General features: G+C 70.6%; 19 protein-coding genes, 1 pseudogene and 1 riboswitch. Of the genes and pseudogenes, 9 read left to right on the top strand and 11 right to left on the bottom strand.

Annotated elements, in window-relative coordinates:
- Window positions 1–97: 97 nt before the first annotated feature.
- Both VF330_RS23155 and metE read right to left on the bottom strand, forming a co-directional pair.
- A complete protein-coding gene (locus VF330_RS23155) occupies window positions 98–973 on the bottom strand; it encodes a methylenetetrahydrofolate reductase (protein WP_330853755.1) in 876 nt (291 codons plus the stop codon).
- Window positions 970–3,285 (bottom strand): 5-methyltetrahydropteroyltriglutamate--homocysteine S-methyltransferase, encoded by a 2,316-nt coding sequence (gene metE / locus VF330_RS23150; protein WP_330853754.1) that lies wholly within the window; start codon window positions 3,283–3,285, stop codon window positions 970–972. Before metE ends, VF330_RS23155 begins: the two co-directional genes overlap by 4 nt.
- Window positions 3,286–3,402: 117 nt before the next feature.
- Window positions 3,403–3,640, bottom strand: a riboswitch (cobalamin riboswitch).
- Window positions 3,641–3,828: 188 nt separating this feature from the next.
- Between metE and VF330_RS23145 the strand changes: the two genes are divergently transcribed.
- Window positions 3,829–4,512: a response regulator transcription factor gene (locus VF330_RS23145; protein ID WP_330853753.1), complete on the top strand. Its 684-nt coding sequence runs from the start codon at window positions 3,829–3,831 to the stop codon at window positions 4,510–4,512.
- Window positions 4,509–5,924 carry a HAMP domain-containing sensor histidine kinase gene (locus VF330_RS23140; RefSeq protein WP_330853752.1) on the top strand — a complete coding sequence of 472 codons (1,416 nt, stop codon included), beginning with the start codon at window positions 4,509–4,511 and terminating at the stop codon, window positions 5,922–5,924. Before VF330_RS23145 ends, VF330_RS23140 begins: the two co-directional genes overlap by 4 nt.
- A gap of 27 nt (window positions 5,925–5,951) precedes the next feature.
- On the opposite strand, the gene VF330_RS23135 is transcribed toward VF330_RS23140, so the two are convergent.
- Entirely contained in the window at window positions 5,952–8,090 is a 2,139-nt protein-coding gene (locus VF330_RS23135) for an MMPL family transporter (protein WP_330853751.1), read from the bottom strand.
- Window positions 8,091–8,296: 206 nt separating this feature from the next.
- On the opposite strand from VF330_RS23135, the gene VF330_RS23130 reads away from it, so the two are divergent.
- Both VF330_RS23130 and VF330_RS23125 read left to right on the top strand, forming a co-directional pair.
- A complete protein-coding gene (locus tag VF330_RS23130; protein WP_330853750.1) occupies window positions 8,297–9,505 on the top strand; it encodes a hypothetical protein in 1,209 nt (402 codons plus the stop codon).
- Between the two features lies 1 nt (window position 9,506).
- Window positions 9,507–10,376 (top strand): Rieske 2Fe-2S domain-containing protein, encoded by an 870-nt coding sequence (locus VF330_RS23125; RefSeq protein WP_330853749.1) that lies wholly within the window; start codon window positions 9,507–9,509, stop codon window positions 10,374–10,376.
- On the opposite strand, the gene VF330_RS23120 is transcribed toward VF330_RS23125, so the two are convergent.
- The 4 genes from VF330_RS23120 to VF330_RS23105 all read right to left on the bottom strand — a co-directional run bounded on the left by VF330_RS23120 (window position 10,358) and on the right by VF330_RS23105 (window position 13,098).
- Window positions 10,358–11,053 carry a response regulator transcription factor gene (locus VF330_RS23120; protein ID WP_330853748.1) on the bottom strand — a complete coding sequence of 232 codons (696 nt, stop codon included), beginning with the start codon at window positions 11,051–11,053 and terminating at the stop codon, window positions 10,358–10,360. The two genes, VF330_RS23125 and VF330_RS23120, sit on opposite strands and share 19 nt — an antisense overlap.
- A 123-nt stretch (window positions 11,054–11,176) precedes the next feature.
- Window positions 11,177–11,767, bottom strand: coding sequence for a hypothetical protein (locus VF330_RS23115; protein ID WP_330853747.1), 591 nt, complete (start codon window positions 11,765–11,767; stop codon window positions 11,177–11,179).
- A 70-nt stretch (window positions 11,768–11,837) separates the two neighbouring features.
- Window positions 11,838–12,482, bottom strand: coding sequence for a DedA family protein (locus VF330_RS23110; protein ID WP_330853746.1), 645 nt, complete (start codon window positions 12,480–12,482; stop codon window positions 11,838–11,840).
- A 178-nt stretch (window positions 12,483–12,660) separates the two neighbouring features.
- Complete coding sequence (locus tag VF330_RS23105) at window positions 12,661–13,098, bottom strand: MarR family winged helix-turn-helix transcriptional regulator (protein WP_330853745.1); 438 nt, start codon at window positions 13,096–13,098, stop codon at window positions 12,661–12,663.
- Window positions 13,099–13,168: 70 nt separating this feature from the next.
- Here VF330_RS23105 and VF330_RS23100 point away from each other — a divergent pair, with 70 nt between their 5' ends.
- From VF330_RS23100 to VF330_RS23090, 3 genes are all read left to right on the top strand, one after another.
- Window positions 13,169–14,113 (top strand): NAD(P)-dependent oxidoreductase, encoded by a 945-nt coding sequence (locus VF330_RS23100; protein WP_330853744.1) that lies wholly within the window; start codon window positions 13,169–13,171, stop codon window positions 14,111–14,113.
- 72 nt (window positions 14,114–14,185) lie between these two features.
- On the top strand, window positions 14,186–14,575 hold the full coding sequence (locus tag VF330_RS23095) for a DUF4240 domain-containing protein (protein WP_330853743.1): 390 nt from the start codon (window positions 14,186–14,188) through the stop codon (window positions 14,573–14,575).
- An 84-nt stretch (window positions 14,576–14,659) separates the two neighbouring features.
- Window positions 14,660–14,977, top strand: coding sequence for a hypothetical protein (locus VF330_RS23090; protein ID WP_330853742.1), 318 nt, complete (start codon window positions 14,660–14,662; stop codon window positions 14,975–14,977).
- Between the two features lie 75 nt (window positions 14,978–15,052).
- Here the strand turns inward: VF330_RS23090 and VF330_RS23085 are convergent, their stop codons facing one another.
- Entirely contained in the window at window positions 15,053–16,093 is a 1,041-nt protein-coding gene (locus VF330_RS23085) for an aldo/keto reductase (RefSeq protein ID WP_330853741.1), read from the bottom strand.
- A gap of 71 nt (window positions 16,094–16,164) precedes the next feature.
- On the opposite strand from VF330_RS23085, the gene VF330_RS23080 reads away from it, so the two are divergent.
- Entirely contained in the window at window positions 16,165–16,701 is a 537-nt protein-coding gene (locus VF330_RS23080) for a TetR/AcrR family transcriptional regulator (protein ID WP_330853740.1), read from the top strand.
- Window positions 16,702–17,101: 400 nt separating this feature from the next.
- Window positions 17,102–17,878 (top strand): hypothetical protein, encoded by a 777-nt coding sequence (locus VF330_RS23075; protein ID WP_330853739.1) that lies wholly within the window; start codon window positions 17,102–17,104, stop codon window positions 17,876–17,878.
- A gap of 301 nt (window positions 17,879–18,179) precedes the next feature.
- Here VF330_RS23075 and VF330_RS23070 read toward each other — a convergent pair whose 3' ends face one another.
- The 3 genes and pseudogenes from VF330_RS23070 to VF330_RS23060 form a co-directional block, all read right to left on the bottom strand.
- Entirely contained in the window at window positions 18,180–19,445 is a 1,266-nt protein-coding gene (locus VF330_RS23070) for a PEP/pyruvate-binding domain-containing protein (RefSeq protein WP_330853738.1), read from the bottom strand.
- Window positions 19,433–20,032 carry a transcriptional regulator gene (locus VF330_RS23065; RefSeq protein ID WP_330853737.1) on the bottom strand — a complete coding sequence of 200 codons (600 nt, stop codon included), beginning with the start codon at window positions 20,030–20,032 and terminating at the stop codon, window positions 19,433–19,435. Before VF330_RS23065 ends, VF330_RS23070 begins: the two co-directional genes overlap by 13 nt.
- Window positions 20,029–20,650: pseudogene (locus VF330_RS23060) on the bottom strand (TetR/AcrR family transcriptional regulator); the annotation flags it as partial. The pseudogene VF330_RS23060 and the gene VF330_RS23065, both read right to left, overlap by 4 nt.

The following is a 20,650-nucleotide window of genomic DNA, read 5'->3' as shown; positions in this document are numbered from 1 at the left end:
CCACCCCCGTCACCACGTCACGGTTCTGGCGCATCGCGTGGTGACCCGACCAGAGCGTCTCCGGACCGTCCACGAATGCGGCGTGGTTTCGGGGACATCAGGAAAGGATCGGAAGTTCTGCGACCACCTCGGAGGTGGCTCGGGCGAAGTTGAACGTGACGAAGTGCAGGCCTGGTACTCCTTCGGACAACAGCCGTCGCCCGAGCAGGATCGCCTGTTCGACGCCGAGCGACCGCACGGCCGCGGGATCGTCCGCGATGGCGGCGAACCGCTCCGCCAGGTGCGGCGGGAACGGTGCTCCGGACAACTGCTCCGACCGCGCGATGGTCCTCATGGTCGTGACCGGCATCAGCGACGGGATGATCGGTGTGGCACAGCCCGCGGCCGCCACCCGATCTCGAAGCCTCAGGTAGTCGTCCGCGTCGAAGAACATCTGCGTGATCGCGTAGTCCGCTCCCGCCCGGCACTTCGCCACGAAGTGCGCCGAGTCCTCCTCGACGCTCGCCGAGCGAGGATGCCGATGCGGGAACGCCGCCACCCCGACGCAGAAGTCGCCGTGCTCACGCAGCAGTGTCACCAGCTCGCTCGCGTACTCGACACCTTCCGGGTGGCGGACCCACTCGCCGGCGACATCACCGGGCGGATCTCCCCGCAACGCCAGCACGTTGACGATTCCCGCGTCGGCCAGCGCCCCGACGAACGCCCGCAGATCGCGCACCGAGTGGCCGACCGCGGTCAGGTGGACCACCGGCAGCATCGTGGTGTCGTCGGCGATCCGTGCCGCCACCGCGATCGTGTTGTCGCGGGTCGACCCGCCCGCGCCGTAGGTGACGGACACGAACCCCGGTCTCAGCGACTCCAGCGACAGCACCGGCCCGTCGGCGGCCGGGCGCTCCCGGACCGTGCTGAGGCGCGCGGAGCCCGCGGCGTGCGCGGTGAGCGCACGCCGCGGGGAAATCTGCCCACTCGTCACGCGCGGGCCCTCAGCTGCCGGGTGGCCGCGACCAGGTTGCTCAAGGTGGCCCGCACCTCCGGGTAACCGCGGGTCTTGAGGCCGCAGTCCGGGTTGACCCACAAGCGCTCCGCCGGGAAGGCCGCGGTCGCCACGCGCAGGTGGCCGGCGATCTCCTCGACGGACGGGACGCGTGGCGAGTGGATGTCCCACACGCCAGGGCCTGCCTCGTTCGGATACCCGGCTTGGGCGAGGCCGTCGACGATGGCCATGTTCGACCGCGCCGCTTCCAGGCTGATCACGTCGGCGTCCATGTCCACAATGGCCTGCAAGACGTCCCCGAACTCGGCGTAGCACATGTGCGTGTGGATCTGCGTGTCGTCGCGGACGCCCGCCGTCGAGAGCTGGAACGACGTGACCGCCCAGTCCAGGTACACGGCTCGGTCGGCGGTGCGCAGCGGCAGGGTCTCCCGCAGCGCCGGCTCGTCGACCTGGATCACGGAGATGCCCGCCGCCTCGAGGTCCGCCACCTCGTCGCGCAACGCGAGCGCGACCTGCCGTGCGGTGTCACCCTCCGGCTGGTCGTCGCGGACGAACGACCACGCCAGCATCGTCACCGGACCGGTCAGCATTCCCTTGACCGGACGCTCGGTCCGGCTCTGCGCGTACGTGGACCACTCCACGGTCATCGGCGCCAGGCGGGCCACGTCGCCGACGATCAGCGGCGGCCGCACGTAGCGCGTGCCGTAGGACTGCACCCAACCGTGTTGCGTGGCAAGGAATCCCGTGAGCTGCTCACCGAAGTACTGCACCATGTCGTTGCGTTCGGGCTCGCCGTGCACCAGCACGTCCAAACCGATCTTCTCCTGTTCGGCGATGACGGAACGGATCTCCGCGCGCATCGCCTCCAGGTAGGCGTCCTGGCCGAGGTCGCCCGCCCGCAGTGCCGCGCGGGCCTTGCGCAGTTCCTGCGTCTGCGGGAACGACCCGATCGTGGTCGTGGGCAGCTCGGGCAGGTTCAACCGCTCCCGCTGGGTCTTGCTCCGCACGCCGTACGTGCTCGCCCGGTGCAGGTCCGACTCGGTGACGGCGGCGACCCGTTCCCGCACTGCGGGCACCTTCACGACCGGGGAGGAGGCACGCGAGGCGAGCCGGGTCTTGTTGACGTGCACCACGGTGGCGATCGCGGACCGTCCCGCGGTCAGCCCGCGGCGCAACGTGACGATCTCGTCGAGCTTCTGCCGGGCGAACGCCAGCCAGCCGGCGATCTCGGAGTCGAGGCCGGCCTCCAGCGTCACGTCGAGCGGCACGTGCAACAGCGAGCAGGACGCGGCGACGTCCACGGTCCCGGCGAGCCCCAGCAGGGTGCCGAGGGTGCTCAGCGCGGCCGCGAGGTCGGCGGCCCAGATGTTGCGGCCGTTGACGACACCGGCGACCAGCCGCTTGTCCGGGATCCCGCCCACGGCCGCGAGCGCGTCGAGGTTCGCGGCGGCGTTGCCGGTGAAGTCGACCGCCAGACCTTCGACCGGCGCGGCGGCCAGCACCGGCAACGCGTCGCCGAGCCGGTCGAAGTACGACGCGACGAAGATCTTCGGCCGCACCTGCTCCGCGGCCAGCACCGCGTAGGTCTCGGCGACCCTGGCCAGCACGTCCGCCGGCTGGTCGGTCACGAGGACGGGCTCGTCGAGCTGGACCCACTCCGCACCGGCCTCGCGCAGCTGACGCAGCAGGTCCACGTACAGCGGCACGATCCGATCCAGCAGGTCGAGGGGCTGGAACCCATCCGTGCCCGTCGTGTCCTTGGCCAGCAACAGGAACGTGACCGGGCCGACGAGCACCGGACGGGTGGTGACGCCCTCGGCCTTCGCCTCGGCGAACTCGGTGAGGGGCTTGGTCGCGTCCAGGGTGAAGCGGGTGTCCGGCCCGAGTTCGGGCACGAGGTAGTGGTAGTTCGTGTCGAACCACTTCGTCATCTCCAGCGGCGCGGCGTCGGCCGTGCCGCGCGCCATCGCGAAGTAGCGGTCGAGCTGACCCGCGGGAGTCGTCGTGTCCGGCACAGCGGCGAGGTGGCGCTCGGGAACCGCACCGAGCATCCAGGCCGTGTCCAGCACGTGGTCGTAGAACGAGAAGTAGTTGCTCGGCACCTCGTCGACACCGGCCGCGCGCAGCTCCGCGAGACTCTGCTGCCGCAGCTCGCGAGCCGTGCCGAGCAGGGCATCGGCGTCGCCACGACCGGCCCAGTACGACTCGATCGCCTTCTTCAGCTGTCGTTGCGCACCCTGGCGCGGATAGCCGTACACGGTCGCGCGGCTGGTCGGAACGGTCTGGGTCACGGGGCTCTCCTTCGCGAGTCCACGTGGACCTGCGGAACGAGCGCGTGACAACCCACGACCGATGCCCGGCCGTGAACCGCCAACGACCCACCCGCGAGGTCTCGGCCTGCACCCACGGTCGTGGATGCACAGCGGGCAGGTCTTCGGACTCGTGGGCGGTCCGGCTCACGCCGGGTTCCTACTGGCCATCGCTTCCCAAACCCGGCTCGGGCTCAGTGCTCGCCTCTCGAAGAGGCTGATGGCGGTCGTTCCCACTCACCGCTGCGGGGCAGTCCCGGACTCTCACCGGGTTCCCTCTTGCCTCGGCCACCGCCATCGTGCTCACGGAGGCCGAACCAGCTGCACACCCACTGTAGCGGCACGGGGCCGCCTGATCACCAGGTGTCGTCCCGGCCTGGGAGAGCCGGAACCGACGCCACCCGCCCGTAGCGGTGTGCCGGACGGGCGCGCGGGTGAGGCCGGGTGGTGACGCTCTAACGTTGCCCTCAGGTTCATCCGGGACGATGTGCGGCAAAACCATCGACCGGAGGGGGACGGACCGGCGTGCGGATCATGATCGCGGACGACGAGGCGGCCATCCGCGAGTCCCTGGAACGGGTGTTGCAGGTCGAGGGGTACGACACCAGCACCGTCGCCAACGGGCTCGCCGTGCTCGACGGGATCGGTGACGACGCGCCGGATCTGCTGATCCTCGACGTGATGATGCCCCGCCTCGGCGGGGTGGAGACCTGCCGACGGTTGCGGGCGGCGGGCCGGGACCTGCCGGTGCTGATGCTGACCGCCCGCGACCAGGTGTCCGACCGGGTCGCGGGGCTGGACGCGGGCGCCGACGACTACCTGCCCAAGCCGTTCGCCACCGAGGAGCTGCTGGCCAGGGTCCGGGCCCTGCTGCGCCGCCGGGTGCCGGGTGACGACGAGTCGCCGGTCCTGGCGTTCGCCGACCTGCGGGTCGATCCCGACAGGTTCGAGGCGTGGCGGGGCGAGCGGCCGCTCCACCTGACGCGGACCGAGTTCTTCCTGCTGGAGGTCCTCGTGCGCAACGCGACCAGGGTGCTGACCCGGGGTGAGCTGTTCGAGGCGATCTGGGGCTTCGACATGAGCGTCACCTCCAACAACCTCCAGGTGTACGTGAGCTACCTGCGCCGCAAGATGGAGGCCGGGGGCGAGCCGCGGTTGATCCACACACGGCGCGGCCTCGGGTACACGGTGCGGGAGACCCCTCCGTGAGCAGGCGGTTGCCCCGGTGGTGGCGTCGGCAGTCCCTGCGGACCCGGCTGACGGTGATCGCGGCGACGGCCATCGCGGCCAGCGTGTTCCTGGCCTTCCAGGTGGCCAGCGAGCTGCTGGACGGGGAGCTGCGCACCACCGTGGAGGAGCAGCTGCGCGCCGACTCCCGCTTCCTGGCGGCGAACGCGGAGCGCGCCGGTCTGGCGCGGGTCGAGCTGCCGCCGTATCCCGGATCCGGCCGGCTGGTGCGGGTCGTCCTGCCCGACGGCTCGGTCCGGACGCCGGACGGCCAGCCCGCGCTGCCCCCGGTCAGCGAGCAAGCTGGGCGCGTGGCCCAGGGCGCGTCGGCCGACCTGATGGAGTCGCGCGACAGCGACGACGACGGCTACCTCGTCTACACGCTGCGGGCGGGCGGCGGTGCGGTCCAGGTGGCCCGCGCCGCCGACGACACGCCGATCAACGAGTTCGGGTTCGGCATGCTGCTGATCGGGCTGCTCTGCGTCGTCTGCGGCGCCTTCGTCGGGCGGGCCGTGGCACGGACCGGGCTGGCGCCGATCGACCGGCTGACCGCCGCCGCGGTCCGGGTCGCGCAGACCCGCGACCTCGACGCCGGCATCCCGGACGAGGGCGGCGGGGAGATCCGGCAGCTCATCCAGGCGATCAACGACATGCTCGCCGCGCTGCGGGACTCCCGGCTGGCCCAGCGGCTGCTCGCCGAGGACGCCGCCCACGAGCTCAAGACCCCGCTCACCAGCCTGCGCCTCAACATCGAGCTGCTGATCAAGCTCGACCGGCGCGGCACCCTGGACAGCGCACTGCCCTCGGCGAGCCGGACCCGGCTGCTCACCGACCTCGGTGCCCAGGTGGCCGAGCTGAGCACCCTCGCCGCCGAGCTGACCGACCTGGCGCGCGGTGACGTCACCGACGAGAACACCGAACTGCTCGACCTCGCCGACGTGGTGGTGGCCGCCGCGACCAGGGCGAGCTCCCGCGCACCCGACGTCGAGGTCGCGCTCGACGTGGACTCGGTGTGGGTGAGCGGGCGTCCCGCCGCGCTCCAGCGGGCCGTGCTCAACCTCGTCGACAACGCCGGCAAGTGGTCCCCCGCGGACCAGCCGATCCAGGTCCGGCTCCGCGCTCGGGGCGCGTCGGCGGTGCTGGAGGTCGACGACGCCGGGCCGGGCATCGACGCCGCCGACGTGCCGCGGGTGTTCGACCGCTTCTACCGCGCCGACAGCGCACGGGCGTTGCCGGGATCCGGTCTGGGGCTGTCGATCGTGCAGCGGGTCGTCGACGCCCACGGCGGCCGGGCCGGCGTCGCCCGTTCCTCCCGCGGTGGCGCGCTGCTGCGGGTCGAACTCCCGGCAGCTCCGGCCGCCGGGCCCGTGACGAAGATCCGGGCCGGGGACTGAGTCCTCGGCCCGGATCTTCGTCCGCAGTCACCGTTGCAGAGCGGGCTCCTCGTCGGCGACGAGCGGCTGTTGCACTGTCGGCAGCTCGTCCCCCGGCCGGGACAACCTGCTGGGCCACCACATCCGCCGGCCGATCAGCAGGGTGAGGGCGGGCACCAGGACCGACCGCACCAGCAGGGCGTCGAGCAGCACGCCGAAGGCGACCAGGAACCCGACCTCGATCAGCATCACCAGCGGGAGCGAGACGAGGACACCGAACGTGGCCGCGAGGACCAGGCCCGCCGAGGTGATCACACCACCGGTGGCGGACAGGGCCTTGAGCATGCCCTGCCGGGTGCCCAGGCGCACTGCCTCCTCCCGGGCCCGGCTGGCCAGGAAGATGTTGTAGTCGACGCCGAGCGCCACCAGGAACAGGAACGCCAGCAGCGGCACCGAGTAGTCGACGCCCTTGAACCCGAGGACCGTGTCGAAGACGAACACGCTGCCGCCGAAGGCCGCCGCGAACGAGACGACCACGGTGGCCATCAGGACCAGCGGGGCCACCACGGCGCGCAGCAGCAGCGCGAGGACGATCAGGACGACGACGAGCACCAGCGGGATCACCAGCTTCTCGTCGCGGCTGGTGGTCTCCTCGGTGTCGAGGTGCTCCGCGCTGGGTCCGCCGACGATCGCCTCCGCCCCGGTCACCGCGTGCACGGCGGTGCGCACCCGCTTGATCGTGTCGTACTCCGCAGCGGTGTCCGGCGCGTCCTTCGGGAACACCGAGATGTCGGCCCAGCCACCGCGGGTCTCCCCCGGAACGGCCACTGCCACACCCTGGACGCCCTTGACGACGTCGAGCACCCGCTCCTGTTGCGCCGGCCGCGTGAAGACCGTCATCGGCTGGCCGCCGAGCTCCGGGAAGTGCTGGCGCAGCACGGTGAAGCCGGTGACCGACTCCGGCGCGGACACGAACTGGTCCTGCTCGCGCAGTGCGCCGGTGTTGCCTGTCAGCCCGAGGGCGAACACGCCCAGCACCGCGAGCGAGCCGAGCGTCGCCAGCCACCGGCGGCGGCTGATGGCGGCGCCGAGGCGCACCCACAGTCCCGGCTTCTCCTGCACGGCCGCGCCGATCCGCGGAACGGCCGGCCAGAACACCCGCCTGCCGAGCACCACCAGCAACGCCGGGAACAGCGTCAGCATGGCCACCAGCGCGCACAGGATGCCGGCCGCGCCGATCGGGCCCAGGCCGCTGGTGCTGTTGAGGTCCGCGACGAGCAGGCAGAGCAGGCCCGCCACCACGGTGGCCGCGGACGCGACGATGGCCGGTGCCGCGCCGCGCAGTGCGTGGAGCATCGCGACCCGGACGTTCTCGTGGTGGTGCAACGCTTCCCGGTATCGAGCGATGAGCAGCAGCGCGTAGTCCGTGCCGACGCCGAACACCAGGATCGTCAGCAGCGCAGAGTTCTGGTCGTTGACCACGATGCCGAAGCCCTGGACGAGCAGGTAGACGGTGGCCATCGACGTCAGTGCGGCCGCGCCCACCGCCACCAGCGGGACGAGCCACAGCACCGGGCTGCGGTAGGTGATGATGAGCAGGAGCGTGACGACGACGAGGGTGGTGAGCAGGACCTGCAGGTCGATGCCGTCGAAGACGGCGTCCATGTCTCCCTCGACCGCGGCCGGGCCGGTCACGTCGAGCGCCAGGCCGGCGGGGCGGTCCTTCGCGGCGTCGCGCAACGGGCCGACGAGGGTCTCCGGTGCGCCGTAGGTCGCGCTCACGTCGAAGGTGAACATCATCGCCTTGCCGTCGCTGGAAGGTCTCGTCTGCGGGCCCTCGTCGTCCTCGCCGGCCGGAGTCACCGCCTTGGGCGGGTACTTCTTGGCGAGGGCGTCGTAGTGGCGCTGGACCGTCGCGCGGTCGGCGTCAGTCATGCCGTTGTCACGGTGATACACGAAGACGAACGTGTTGTCGTTCCCGCCGGGAAGACTGTCCTCCAGCACGGCGACCTTGGTGGACTCGGCGCCGGCCGGCAGGGTGTCCGCGGCCTTGTCGGTGGTGACGGAGCTCAGCTTTCCGCTCAACGGCGCCATGACGACCGTCAGCACCAGCCACAGGCCGATCACCAACCAGGGCACCCATCGGCCTGACGGCGCCTTCCCGGACAGCGCTGTGTTGACTGCCATTCACGAGCCTCCTGAACAAGTGGTCCTTCGCCTGTCTGGCGACGAATTCCTACCGAGCGAATCTGAAAGGACCGTTAAAGCGGTGCTCAGGCCGACCATTGGTCCTAAGAGGACGCCTCGGCGTAGTACCGGCGTACCGCCTCTCTCACGAAGATGACGACCGCGGTACGACGAAACGGAACGGAACCGGCCCTAGCGTTCAGGCCATGAGGAAACCTGACAGTCCACTGTGGAAGATCGGGACGGCCACCGTGGCGCTGGCGACGGCGTTCACCGTCGTCGCCTGCGGATCGAGCACCGGCACCGGTGCGGCTCCCGTCCCGCCCGGCCCGCACAACGCGCACGGCAACCAGCCTCCCGCTCCGACGCAGCCGCTGCGCGCCGGAGAGCGGTTCGTCGACCTGAAGATGGCCGAGGCCTACACGCCGGCACCGCCGGAGGGCGGCGGCACGGACGAGTACCGGTGCCAGGTGATCGATCCGGGCCTGACCAGGACGGCGTTCGTGACGGGGACCCAGGTCACGCCGGAGAACGTCGCCCTCGCGCACCACGCCATCGTGTACGCGGTGCCGCCGGGCGGCGCTGCCGCGGTGCGCGCGCATGACGCGAAGACCCCCGGGCTCGGCTGGCAGTGCTTCGGCGGGACCGGTGTGGCCGGTGCCGAAGTGGAAGAGGGGGACGCGACGTGGGTGGACACCTGGGCGCCCGGTGCCTCGGAGACGCTGTTCACCGAGGACGTCGGCTTCAAGCTGGAGCCGGGCAGCCTGATCGTCCTCCAGATGCACTACAACCTGCTCGCAAGCGACGGCAAGCCGGCCGGGTCGGACCGCTCGGCGGTGCGGCTGCGGCTGACGGACGGCTCCCCGCAGACCAGGGAGCTCGACACGTCGCCGCTCTCCGCGCCGACCGACCTGCCCTGCGCCGCCGACGAGTCGGGTCCGCTCTGCGACCGGGCGGCCTCGATCGCGGACGTGACGAAGCGGTTCGGGGAGGACACCGGCGGGATGGCGGACCGCCAGGTGCAGGAGTGCAACCAGGGCGGTGCGCCGAAGCCCGGTGACACCCAGACCTGTGATCACGAGGTGGATGAGCCGATGACGCTGTTCGCCGGGTTCGGGCACATGCACCTGCTCGGGCGGTCCATCAAGGTCGAGCTCAACCCCGGCACGCCGAACGCCAAGGTCGTCCTGGACGTGCCGCAGTTCGACTTCGACAACCAGCGGCTGCTGAAGCTGCCGTCACCGGTGGACGTCAACCCAGGAGACAAGCTGCGGGTGACGTGCACGCACGACGCGAAGCTGCGCAAACAGCTGCCGCAGCTGAGCAAGCTTCCGCCGCGCTACGTGGTGTGGGGCGACGGCACCAGCGACGAGATGTGCACGGGCATCATGACCGTCTCACCTCGCAAGTCCTGACGTGAGGGACGACCACGCACTACTGCCGCTGCGCGCGTTTCTCGGTGGCACGTTCGTCTACGCCGGTGTCTCGAAGCTCCTCGACACGCAGTTCCTGGACGGCAGCTCTCCACTCGGTGTCCACGCGCAGATGGTGAACGCCGCCGCGACCTCCCCGATCGGCCCGCTGGTGTCGCTGGCCGCCGACCACGCGACCGTCGCCGGGCTGGCGATCGCCTTCGGGGAGGTCGCGGTCGGACTCGCCACCCTGCTCGGGCTGTTCACCCGGCTCGCCGCGCTCGGCGGCGTCCTGCTCTCCCTCAGCTTCTTCCTGGCGGTGAGCTGGACGACCCGGCCGTACTACCTCGGGGCCGACATCGTGTTCCTCTTCGCCTGGACGCCTTTGCTGATCACGGGCGACGCCGGGGCGTGGTCGCTGGGCACCCGGCTGCACGGCAAGGCACAGGACGGCGTCGGGCGGCGCACCTTGCTGCGCAACGGTGTGATCGCGGGGGCGGTGGCCGCCGTCGGAGTGTCCGCGGGCAGCGTGCTGGCGCTGTCCCGGCGCCCATCCGCTCCGCCCGCAGAGCCGGTGAGCCACGGCCCGGTGATCGCTGCCGTCGACGACGTCGCGGTCGGTTCGTCGAAGAGCTTCACCACACCGGACGGCAAGCCCGCCCACCTGCTGCGGCCGGCACCGGACACCTTCCTGGCGTACAACGCCGCCTGCACCCATCAGGGTTGCCCGGTCTCGTACGTCGGTCCGGGGTTCCGGTGTCCCTGCCACGGCGCCACCTACGACGAGAACGGACGGGTGACCGGAGGGCCGGCACCCGCACCGCTGGTCAAGATCCCGGTCAAGGTCGTCGAGGGTCAGGTGGTACTCGCCTGATCTTCGGAGCTTCGGCGGACCTGCCGGGTGAGCCTCAGTTCGCAGGCGAGGATGACGGCCTGGATCCGGTCCCGTGCGCCGATCTTGGCGAGGACCCGCCCGACGTGGGTCTTCACCGTGGACTCCGAGAGCGTGAACCGACGCGCGATCTCACCGTTGGTGAGGCCGTGGCCGACCGCGACGAGCACCTCGCGCTCGCGGCCGGTCAGCGAGGCCAGCCGGGGGTCGTCCCACGCGGATCCGCAGAGGTCGTCGAGCCGGTCGGCGACCGTGTCGAGCAGCCGCCGGGTCAGCGCGGGCGCGATGACCGCGTCCCCGGCGGCGACGGCCCGGATGCCGGCGAGCAGCTCCTCCGGGCGGGTGTCCTCGAGCAGGAAACCGCTTGCCCCGGCCCGCAGCACGGCGAACGCCTGCCGGTCCACGTCGGACGTCGTCAGCACGAGGACCCGCGACCGCCCGCCGGCGGCGACGATGCGCCGGGTGGCCTCGACCCCGTCGACACCCGGCGTGCGGGTGTCCATCAGCACCACGTCGGGACGCAGCTCGGTGGTCCGCCGGACGGCCTCGGCGCCGTTGCGGGCCTCGCCGACGACCTCGGTGTCGGGGGTGCCCTCCAGCAGCACGCGATACCCGAAGCGTTGCAGCGGCTGGGCGTCCACCACGAGCACGGAGATCATGAGCGACTGCCTTTCGGGGCGCGTGAACGGTCCAGCCGCCGTTCCGCGTGGAGCCGGCGACGCCCCTTTTCCTACCGAGCGGACCTGAGACGACCGTTAAAACGGTGCTCAGGCCCGGTGTGCCTAGCGCGACTGCAGCGCGTCCAGAGCCACGGCCTGGGCGATCACGAGCCGGCGGTCGACACCCGGATCGCGCACGACGACCAGGTAGTGGTCGCGCAGCCAGGTCTTCTTGTCGACGCTGAACACCGGAGTACCGTTCTCCGCCACGAAGTCGAAGTGGTACCGCATGGGGAACGGCGCGTCGCCGACGACCGGGATCCACTGCCACAGCCGGCGGAAGCCCGCCAGGAACCTGTTGCGCTCGGCGCCCGTCGCCGTGCCCCAGCCCGGCTGCTCGACGTGCCACGTCGAGCGCAGCAGGGACTTGGCGAAGTCCTTGCGGAACAGGCCGATCGGCCGCCCGTTCGCGTCGGTGACGTCGTAGCCGCTGCCCAGGTCGAGCACCTTGCGGGCGTTGAACTCGAACAGCACCGCGTTCTTCGACGAGTCGGTGTAGATCGTGATCCTTTCCTTGATCTTCAACCGCTTCTGCTCCGCGAAGCCGACCAGCTGCCCCGGCCGGCCGTTGTCGTCGGCGAAGACCTCGTAGCGGTTGACCATGAACGTGACCTTCTGGTGCACGTGCAGGGCTTGCAGGTTCTGCAGACTCACATCTCACCTTTCCGAGAAGACCGGACCACGGTTTCAGCGTCGCATGCGGGACTACCCGCGGTGGCGGCGTTCAGGCCACTTCCTCCAACTGCCTGTCGTCGGCGGTCTTGGCCTGCTTGCGGCGGCGCAGCACGACGATCGCGCCGACCACCGCCGCGACGCCCAGCACGACCCACATCGCCCCGTTGAAGACGGACTCGACGTACTTCGCCGAGGCGCCTGCGGCCGAGCCGATGCCGATGTGCAGCGCCGACCAGCAGGCCGCTCCGGCGATGGAGGCGGGCAGGAACCGGCGGTACTCCAGCTTCGACGCGCCCGCCGACGCCGGCACGAGGGTCCGCACGACCGGCATGAACCTGGCCACGAACACCGCCCACGCGCCGCGCCGCCGCAGCAGCTCGCCCGCGTTGTCCCAGTGCTGCTGCCCCATCTTGCGGATCATCCTGCTGTCGCGCAGGCGGTCACCGAAACGCCGGCCGAGGAAGTAACCGATGCTGTCGCCGGCGACCGCGCACACCGTGACCACGAGCCACATGACCAGGAACCGGGGGACGCTCGTGACCGTCGTCGAGGCCAGCAGCAGGGCCGTCTCCCCCGGCGCGAGGAACCCCACCCCGAGCGTGCACTCCGCCAGCGTCAGCGCACCCGTCGCCGCCAGCAGGGCGGGCTGCGGCAGGCCGGCCAGCCCTTCGAGCGCGTCGGTCAAGAAGGACATGAAGTCTCCCCACGAAAACCCGGAACGTGGGTCCAGTCCACCGGAACAGACGTGGTGCGCACATCGACCCGTGGTCTGAGCCTCCGGTAGTCCATGGAGGTAGGGGAAATCCCTGACCGGCGGATGCGAACCCGGTCAGGTGGCCATTCTTTCCGGACAGTCGGCCACTCGTACCGGGTCAGTCCTCCAGCAGGGTGCGCAGCGTCCGGCGGAGCTGGTCCGTCGCTTTCGGACTGATCCCGGCCAGGAACGCGCTTTCGGCTCGCGCGTACGCCTCTTGCGCCCGGTCGAAGGTCCGCGCCCCCTGCTCGGTGAGCTCGACGACGTTCCTGCGCCGGTCCGCGGGGTCCGGTCGCCGCGTCACGACGCCCTTGCGCTCGAGGACGTCCAGCAACGCCACCATCGTGGTGCGGTCGATGCCGAGCGTCTGCGCCACCTGCAGCTGCGACGCCGGTTCCCCGTGGGCCAGGACCCGCAGCGCGCCGAAGTCCTTGCTGTCGATCCCCAACGGCTCCAGCGCGGCGTCCGTCAGCGCCGTCAGCTTCTGGGTCGCGTGTTTGAAGAGGTACCCCAGAACCTCGTGCGGGTCGGCGGTGTTGCTCAGCTCACTGGACACGACCGCCATCTTAGGCCTAACCTGATCGTCAGCACTACTGACGATCAGACACACTGCGAAAGGCGCGATCATGATCCTCGTCACCGGAGGACTCGGCTTCATCGGCTCCCACACCGTCCGCGCCCTCACCGACGCCGGGCAGGAGTGCGTGCTGCTCCAGCGCCGCACCCCGCAGGTCCCCGCGCACCTGGCCGACCTGCCCGTCCACGTGGCCCAGGCCGACGTCGCCGACCTCGACGCCCTGCTCGCCGTGGGCGAGCAGTACCCGATCACCGGGATCGTCCACCTCGCCGTCGCCCTGCCGTGGCCGGTGACCGACAACGACCCGATCGAGGCCACGGCGGAAGCGCTGAACGCGTTCCTCAACATCGTCCGCGCCGCGCAGAAGTGGGGTGTGCGCCGTGTCGTGACCGCGAGCACCATCGGCGTCTACGGCTTCGACTCGGAAGGCGCGCTGACCGAGGACGTGCCGATCTCCATCGGGAAGTCCCACCCCATCCCGACGTTCAAGAAGGTCACCGAGCTCCTCGCCGGCCACCTCTCGGACGTGACCGACGTGGACGTCGTCAACGCGCGCATCTCCGGCACCTGGGGCCCCGGCGGCCACCTGCCCGACCCGTTCTTCGCCGCCCCGTCCCTGGCCCAGGCCGCGGCCCTGCGCACCGAGCCCGACCTGTCCGGTCTCCTCGCGCCGCCGCACGCCGAGGACGCCCTCGACCTGCTCTACGTCAAGGACACCGGCCGCGCGCTCGCGCTGCTGCAGCTGGCCGACAAGCTGAACCACTCGACGTACAACATCGCCTCCGGTCACGCCACGAGCAACACCGACGTCATCGCGGCAATCACCTCCGTCGAACCCGACTTCCGGTACGAGCTCCCCTCGGCCGGGGAAAGCCAGGTGCGCTGGCTCGACATCACGCGCCTGCGCGAGGACACCGGGTTCGAGCCCGAGTACGACACCGCCGCGGCCGCCGCCGACTACATCGCCTGGCTGCGCGCGGGAAACGCGCGGTAACGCCCCCTGTCACGAGACCCGGTGCCTTGCCGGAGACTTCGGTCTCCGGCAAGGTTTCCGAGAGGTGACGAGATGCATCCGGACAACGGCATCGGAGCGGACGAGCTCACCTGGTTCTGGGACGTGGTGCGGCAGGCCGGCCGGAGCCGGGACCGACTGCGCGCCGCACTCGCCCGGCTCGACCGCGCGGAGATCCACCGGTTCCAGGACATCTTCGTGGAGCTCGCCACCGAACTGCAGGACGAGCCGTACACGGCTCACGTCGACGCGGACGAGTCGGAGGACGGCGTCGAGGACATCGCGAACTGGGTCGTCAGCCAGGGCTGCGCCACCTACGAACAGGTGCTCGGGAACCCCCGCCTGATGCCGTCCCACGTGGACGTGGGCGCACCGGACAACCTGTTCTCCGTGGCGTACGAGGTCTTCTTCGAGCGTTTCGGAGAGCCGTTGGACGTGATGTAGCCGTGTCGGTCGTTCGACCGACTGCGCCCCAACCGCACGCCTCGATATTTTGGATCTTCCCACCCGAAGACCTGAAGGAGCGGCATGACCACCACCCGGCGCCTTGTCACCGGCCTGGCCACCGCGGCCCTGGTCATGTCCGCCCTCACCGCGGGCACCGCCACCGCCGCCACCAAGGGCAGGATCGTCATCAACAACAACTGCGGCAAGGCGGTCTCCACCACGATCCACCGCACCAGCGGTGCGATGATCGCGGGCACCGCGGCCGCACCCGCGGGCAGCAGCTTCGGCTACCCGGTCTACCCCGGCACCTACGTGGTGCGCGTGCCCGCCGGCGCCAAGACGGTCAAGGTCCTCGACGTCAGCCCCAAGGCGCACTCAGTCATCGTGCGGGCCTGCTGAACTCCGGCGTCGGGCCCGCCATCACGACGGGGTCCGACGTCAGCTCACCGAAGTCGAGGCGCACGGGCGGTCCGGTCAGATGACGGGGACCAGCGGCGGGTCGAGCAAGCCGCGGTCTCCGTCGATGCCGTGCGCCAGCGCGCCCGCCACGTCGTCGTGCGGCGTGCCCAGGCGGATGGCGCTCACCTCGTCCAGCAGCCGGTAGTGGTCGTCGCCGAGCTCGACGGCGAGTGCGTCGAGGTAACCCTGGAGCTGGTCGGTGGTGCGGGGGCCGACGATGGGGGCCAGCGAGGTTCGGGCTCGCCGCGCGCGGTGGCGCAGCCAGGCCAGGGCCACCTGCACCGGGCCCGTTCCCGCCTCGTCGGCGACGGTCAGGACGGTGTCGAGGACGGCGGAGCGTTCCGCGGTCTCGGTGATGCCCCTCGTGGTCAGCCTGCCCTGTTCGCTGCGGCGGTACTTGCCGGTCAGCAGGCCGCCGGCCAGCGGGGAGTACAGGACGACGCCGAGGCCGTGTGCTTCCGCCATCGGGATCAGCTCCCGCTCGGCGGAGCGTTCGGCCAGGCTGTACTCGGTCTGGATGCCCACCAACGGCCGGGTTCCGGTGGAGCTCGGCCGGGAGGCGGCACTAGCGGTGCGCCAGGCCGGGAAGTTCGACAGGCCGCCGTAGCGGATCTTGCCCGCGCGGATCAGGTCCTCGAAGCCCGCCATGATCTCGTCCACCGGGGTCACGCCGTCGGGGAAGTGGGGCATGAGGACGTCGACGTGGTCCGTCTTCAGGCGCCGCAGGCTCTCCTCCACCGAGCGGGCCATCGTCCTGCGGCTGTTGCCGGTGGTGCCCTGGCGGGCTTCGGCGCTGCGGGTGCCGCTGTACTTGGTGATCACCACGAAGTCGTCGCGGTCGCGGCCGAGCAGGTCGCCGAGGAGCGTCTCGGCCTCGCCGTTCTGGTAGATGTTCGAGACGTCGAACGTGGTGCCGCCGGCGACGACGAACGCGTCGAAGATCGCCTTCGAGCCCTCTGCGCCGGCGGAGGCCGGTGCGGAGCCGAAGTTGGCCGTGCCCAGCACGTACTCCGAGATCCGCAGTCCGCTGTGCCGTCCGAAGGTCTGGTAACGCACGAAGTCTCCCGTGAGGTCGTCGGTGGGGTACGGTCGTGACGTTACCCCAAAAAAACGAATGGTCATTCTTTATGCCGAAGGTCACCCAGGCGCACCTCGACGCGCGCCGGCAGCAGATCATCGACGCGGCCCGCTCGCGGTTCGCGAGCCACGGGTTCGCGCGGACCTCGATGCCCGACCTCGTCGAGGCCTCCGGGCTGTCCACCGGGGCGATCTACCGGTACTTCAAGAGCAAGGACCAGATCGTCGTCGCCATCTGCGAGCAGACGACCAACACGCTCCCCGGCGAGCTCACGGCCGCGTCCGTCCGCGAGTTCCTCGAGCACGTCCGCGCGGCGGCGCGGGAGCACGACCACGCCCGGCTGGTCGCCCAGATCTACGCCGAGGCCGCCGTCTCCCCCGCGCTCGCCGCCGTCGTCCAGCGTCAGCTCGACGAGCTGCGCGAGGCGGTCGCCGCGCTGCTGCCCGGCCGGGAGCGGGACGAGGCGGAGCGGATCGCCGAGGCGTTCGTGGCGCTGTGCAACGGGTACGCGCAGCAGCTCGCGGTGCGCGGGGACGTCGACCCCGGCCCGTTCGCCGACGCGCTCACGGCGATCATCGAGGGCTGACGGCCCCACCTCACAACGGGCAACACCAAAGGCTCCCCGAGCCCCAACGAGCGATTGAAGCGGATCAGCGATACCAATTCGTTCGGCCACACACTTCAGCCGGCACCGCGACCCACTCCATTTTACGCACGCTTTACCAATTGCCACGCCCACAGGATGAACGACCCTATTCCACTCGGTCAATCATCGACACGCAGTTAGATTTGAGTGAAATACACTTGCTTTCGTAACACCCGAGTTCAACCTCCCGATAGGACGATCATGGCAACTGGCCGCCGCCAGTAGCACACCGTCGAAAAGCTGAACCAACTCGATTTGGTGTGCTTTGCCGATTCATCAGGAGGGACTCTCTGTGAGGCGTGTTTCGTGTGCGCTCGTGGGCGCTTCGTTGGTGGCGGGGATGGTCTGGTTCAGCCCATCCGCTTTCGCTGATGACATTGTCACGTCGGCTGAGATCGCATCTGCGATCAACCGGACGGACGCCGGCAACGACAGCCTGGTGGCTGAACCAGTACCGTCCAACTCGGACGCGGACTCCGCCGCTGTCACCACGGTCAACGGCGTGACGGTCGACGTTCCCAAGGACCTGTCCGACGGAGTCGATCTCGCGCGCAGCGGGGTCAACATCGCCATCTCCCTGCCGAACGCCGACGAGGCGAAGGACGCCACCAAGTTGGCCGACGGCACCATCGCCTACCCATCGACCAACGGCGCGGCGAACGCCGTTGTGCCGACCGGCGACGGCGTGCAGATGCTCACCACCATCGCCAACGCGGACGCGGCAACGCGCTTCCCGTACAAGGTGGATGTGCCGCAGGGCGGCCGTATCGAGCTGAGCGGTGACGGCGCGGTCATCGTCGACGCGGGCGGAGCTCCGACCCTGAGCGTGTCGGCACCATGGGCCAAGGACGCCACTGGCAAGGCTGTGCCGTCGCACTTCGAGACGGATGGCACCACGCTCACGCAGGTGATCGAGCACACGAGCAGCAGTGTCTCCTATCCGGTCGTGGCCGACCCGTGGTGGAGCTGGATCGTGAAGCTCGTGAAGTTCACGGTCAAGAAGATCGGCCCATGGGCGCTGGTGTTGTGTGCGACTGGCGCCGGCTGGGCCTGGCTCCGGTCGGATGCGCAGGGGTGGCTGCGCGTCGGCGACTCGGTGGTGGGCTGCCTTTTCTAGGCAGTGAACGACTCTGGGGCCGGCCGTTTCTCGACGGCCGGCCCCAGAGTCGTCAGGATCGATTTTATTCTATTGGACAATCTGACACTCGTCCTTATTAGCTTGACTGATATTTACGATGTCGACCGGATGGCCGCACCCACCATCAGGCACTCAAGGATTTATAGCCGCCGTTGCCCGTCAGGCGCACACATCATCGGTCGTTGGCATTCGCCTGGGGCCTTGGGCGGTGACGACCGGTTGGCCTCGGACTGCGCGTGGCACTCACTCGAGCAACACCGCAAGCCTGGCGACTGGCACCTCACGCCTGCGGGAACTCGGCCGCCCAGTCGAGCAGGCGCCGCAACCGCGGGTCCGCCGCGCCCGTGACGACGCGCGGGCTGCCCAGCGCCACCTCGCCGCCGGTGCCGTCGAGGGTGACCAGCGTGCCCGCACGGAGCTTCCGCGCGCCGAACGTGGCCGCGTCGGCGCCGACCACCAGGTCGGCCACGCCCACGACGGCAGGTTTTCCCATCGAGCGCGCCACCACGGCGGCGTGGCTGGCCGGGCCGCCGCGTGCGGTCACGATGCCGGTCGCGGCGGCCAGGCCGCGGATGTCCTCCGGTGAAGTTTCCGGTCGCACCAGGACCACCGGGCCGTCGGCGGCCATGCGGACCGCGTCGTCCGCGGTCAGCGCTATCCGGCCGGTGGCCACGCCGGGGCAGACGCCCAGACCTCGGGCCACCACCTCGGCGTCCGCGATCCGCGGTGTGTGCAGGTGCTCGAAGTCGTGGGGCGAGAGTCGTTGCAGCGCTTCGGTTCTGGTGATCGTGCCCGCGTCTGCCAGGTCGGCGGACAGGCGGAGGACGGCGGTGCCGGTGAAGCGGCCGGGGCGCACCTGCAGGAGCCACAGGGTTCCGGTCTCGTAGGTGAACTCGACGTAGCAGGCGTCGCGGTAATGCTGTTCGATTCGGGTCAGTGCGGCGAGGAGGTCCTGCCACACCTCGGGTTCCCGGCTGGAGAGGTCGCTCAGCGGGCGGGTGAGGGAGCGGCCGGAGACCACGTCGTCGCCCTGGTGTCCGAAGAGGACTTCGCCGGAAGGCGTGTTCTCGCCCGTGGTGGGGTTGCGGCTGAACGCCACGCCGGAGCCGCTGCGGCTGTCCCGGTCGCCGAAGACCATGTCCTGCACGACCACGGCGGTGCCCAGGTCGTGCGGGATGTCGTGCAGGGTGCGGTAGGTGCGGGCGCGGGGCGTGTTCCAGGACGAGAAGATCGACTCGACCGCTGCTTCCAGCGCCTCGGGCGAGGTGACGCGCAGGTTCAGGATCGTGTCCATCATGCCGGGCATCGAGATGGCGGCCCCGGAGCGGACCGAGACCACGGACGCCGGCAACGCACGCAGTTCCTCGCGCAGGCCGTCCGGCAGGCGGTGGTCGCGGAGGAACGCGCGGCAGGCCTCCGTGGTGATCACGTGCGCGGCGGGGACCGGCAGGCCCAGCCGGTGCAGGAGCACCAGGCCGTGGGCCTTGCCGCCGATCAGCTCGCGCGGCTCGTCCAGGCCCGCGTGCAGTCTCCTCAGCCACGCCATCGCGAGATTCCCTGCGTGGCAAGGAGGTCCTCGTGCAGTTCGGCCCAGATGGTGTGGAACGACGCCATGTCGTCGGCCAGGTAGCCGAACTCTCCCGCCTTGGCGCGGGTCAGGGCCTCGGTCAGGCGGGGCTCGTACCGGGCGAACCGCGGCAGGACGGCCGCCAGTGCGGCGATCACTTCCGTGGCGCGGGCGTGCAGGTCGGTGAACGAGGCCAGCACCCGGCCGTCGTAGGCGGAGTCGCTGTGGTCGTTGATGGTGGTGGTGCCGTTGACGGTGCGGACCTGCCACGCAGTGCACAGGTCCAGCAGTTCCGGGTTGAGCACCAGGAACTCCTCGAACGGCGTGGCCAGAGCGGCGGGGCCACCGGCCGACTCCAGTTCCGCGGCGGCACGGTCGGCGGCCGCGGCCTTGCCGGCGTCGGTGAGGGCCCAGCCGCCGAAGTTCCGGTGGTGTGTGACGAGGCCGGCGACCGCCAGGTCGATCAGCTCCGACTCCACTTCGGACTCCGGCAGGCCGGTGAACGACGCCACGCGGGTGAGTCCCGTCGTGCCGACGCACCGCAGGGCGTGCAGCGCCTGGCTCACGACTTCGCCTCCCGGTAGCTGCCGGCCGCGTGACCGGCGCCGCGGCCGGTGGCACGGGCGACGATCACGCCGTCCCGCACCCGCACGGCCGTCTCGGTCTCATCGCCTGCGACTTCAAGCCCGAGGGCGGACGCCACCGCGGCGTCGTCGTCCAGCACCAGGCGGAGGTCGCGCCACACGTCGGGAGCGAACACCCGGCGCAGGCAGTGCACGAGGTCGGTCACGCGGAGCCGGACCAGCCGCCCGGTCTCCTCCGGGTCGTCCGTCACCACGACGATCGCCACCCGCTCCCCCGGACCCGCCGCACGGACCGCCTCTTCGGCCGCACCGAGCCGAGCGGCACCCAGCACCACGACCAGGCCGTCGGAGAGGTCCACCGGACCACCACCCAGCTGGTCGGTCAGGTCGTCAGGTGCGGTCACAAAGTCCGCGCAGGTCCGAGCCGGAGCGACGAACGGCAGGTGCGGCGGGGCCCACGTGTCGGTCAGGTCGATCCCGGCGAGGTGCTGACACGCGTGCGCCACGTCGAACGGGTCGCCGAAGCCCGGTGCGGTCTCGGCCCGGTGGCCGGCGCCGTCCAGCAGGGTCAGCACGAGCTCGGCGAGGCGCACCCGGCGG

It is taken from the genome of Lentzea sp., assembly GCF_036380075.1.
GTDB lineage: Bacteria > Actinomycetota > Actinomycetes > Mycobacteriales > Pseudonocardiaceae > Lentzea.
The sequence above is the reverse complement of the archived record's forward strand: the minus strand, read 5'-3'. Positions and strand labels throughout refer to the sequence as shown.

Bases quoted from the DNA above. Each gene is read 5' to 3' on its own strand.
- VF330_RS23135 (WP_330853751.1), bottom strand. From the start codon at position 8,090: ATGGCAGTCAACACAGCGCTGTCCGGGAAGGCGCCGTCAGGCCGATGG.
- VF330_RS23130 (WP_330853750.1), top strand. From the start codon at position 8,297: ATGAGGAAACCTGACAGTCCACTGTGGAAGATCGGGACGGCCACCGTG.
- VF330_RS23120 (WP_330853748.1), bottom strand. From the start codon at position 11,053: ATGATCTCCGTGCTCGTGGTGGACGCCCAGCCGCTGCAACGCTTCGGG.
- VF330_RS23110 (WP_330853746.1), bottom strand. From the start codon at position 12,482: ATGTCCTTCTTGACCGACGCGCTCGAAGGGCTGGCCGGCCTGCCGCAG.
- VF330_RS23100 (WP_330853744.1), top strand. From the start codon at position 13,169: ATGATCCTCGTCACCGGAGGACTCGGCTTCATCGGCTCCCACACCGTC.
- VF330_RS23095 (WP_330853743.1), top strand. From the start codon at position 14,186: ATGCATCCGGACAACGGCATCGGAGCGGACGAGCTCACCTGGTTCTGG.
- VF330_RS23090 (WP_330853742.1), top strand. From the start codon at position 14,660: ATGACCACCACCCGGCGCCTTGTCACCGGCCTGGCCACCGCGGCCCTG.
- VF330_RS23080 (WP_330853740.1), top strand. From the start codon at position 16,165: ATGCCGAAGGTCACCCAGGCGCACCTCGACGCGCGCCGGCAGCAGATC.
- VF330_RS23075 (WP_330853739.1), top strand. From the start codon at position 17,102: ATGGTCTGGTTCAGCCCATCCGCTTTCGCTGATGACATTGTCACGTCG.
- VF330_RS23070 (WP_330853738.1), bottom strand. From the start codon at position 19,445: ATGGCGTGGCTGAGGAGACTGCACGCGGGCCTGGACGAGCCGCGCGAG.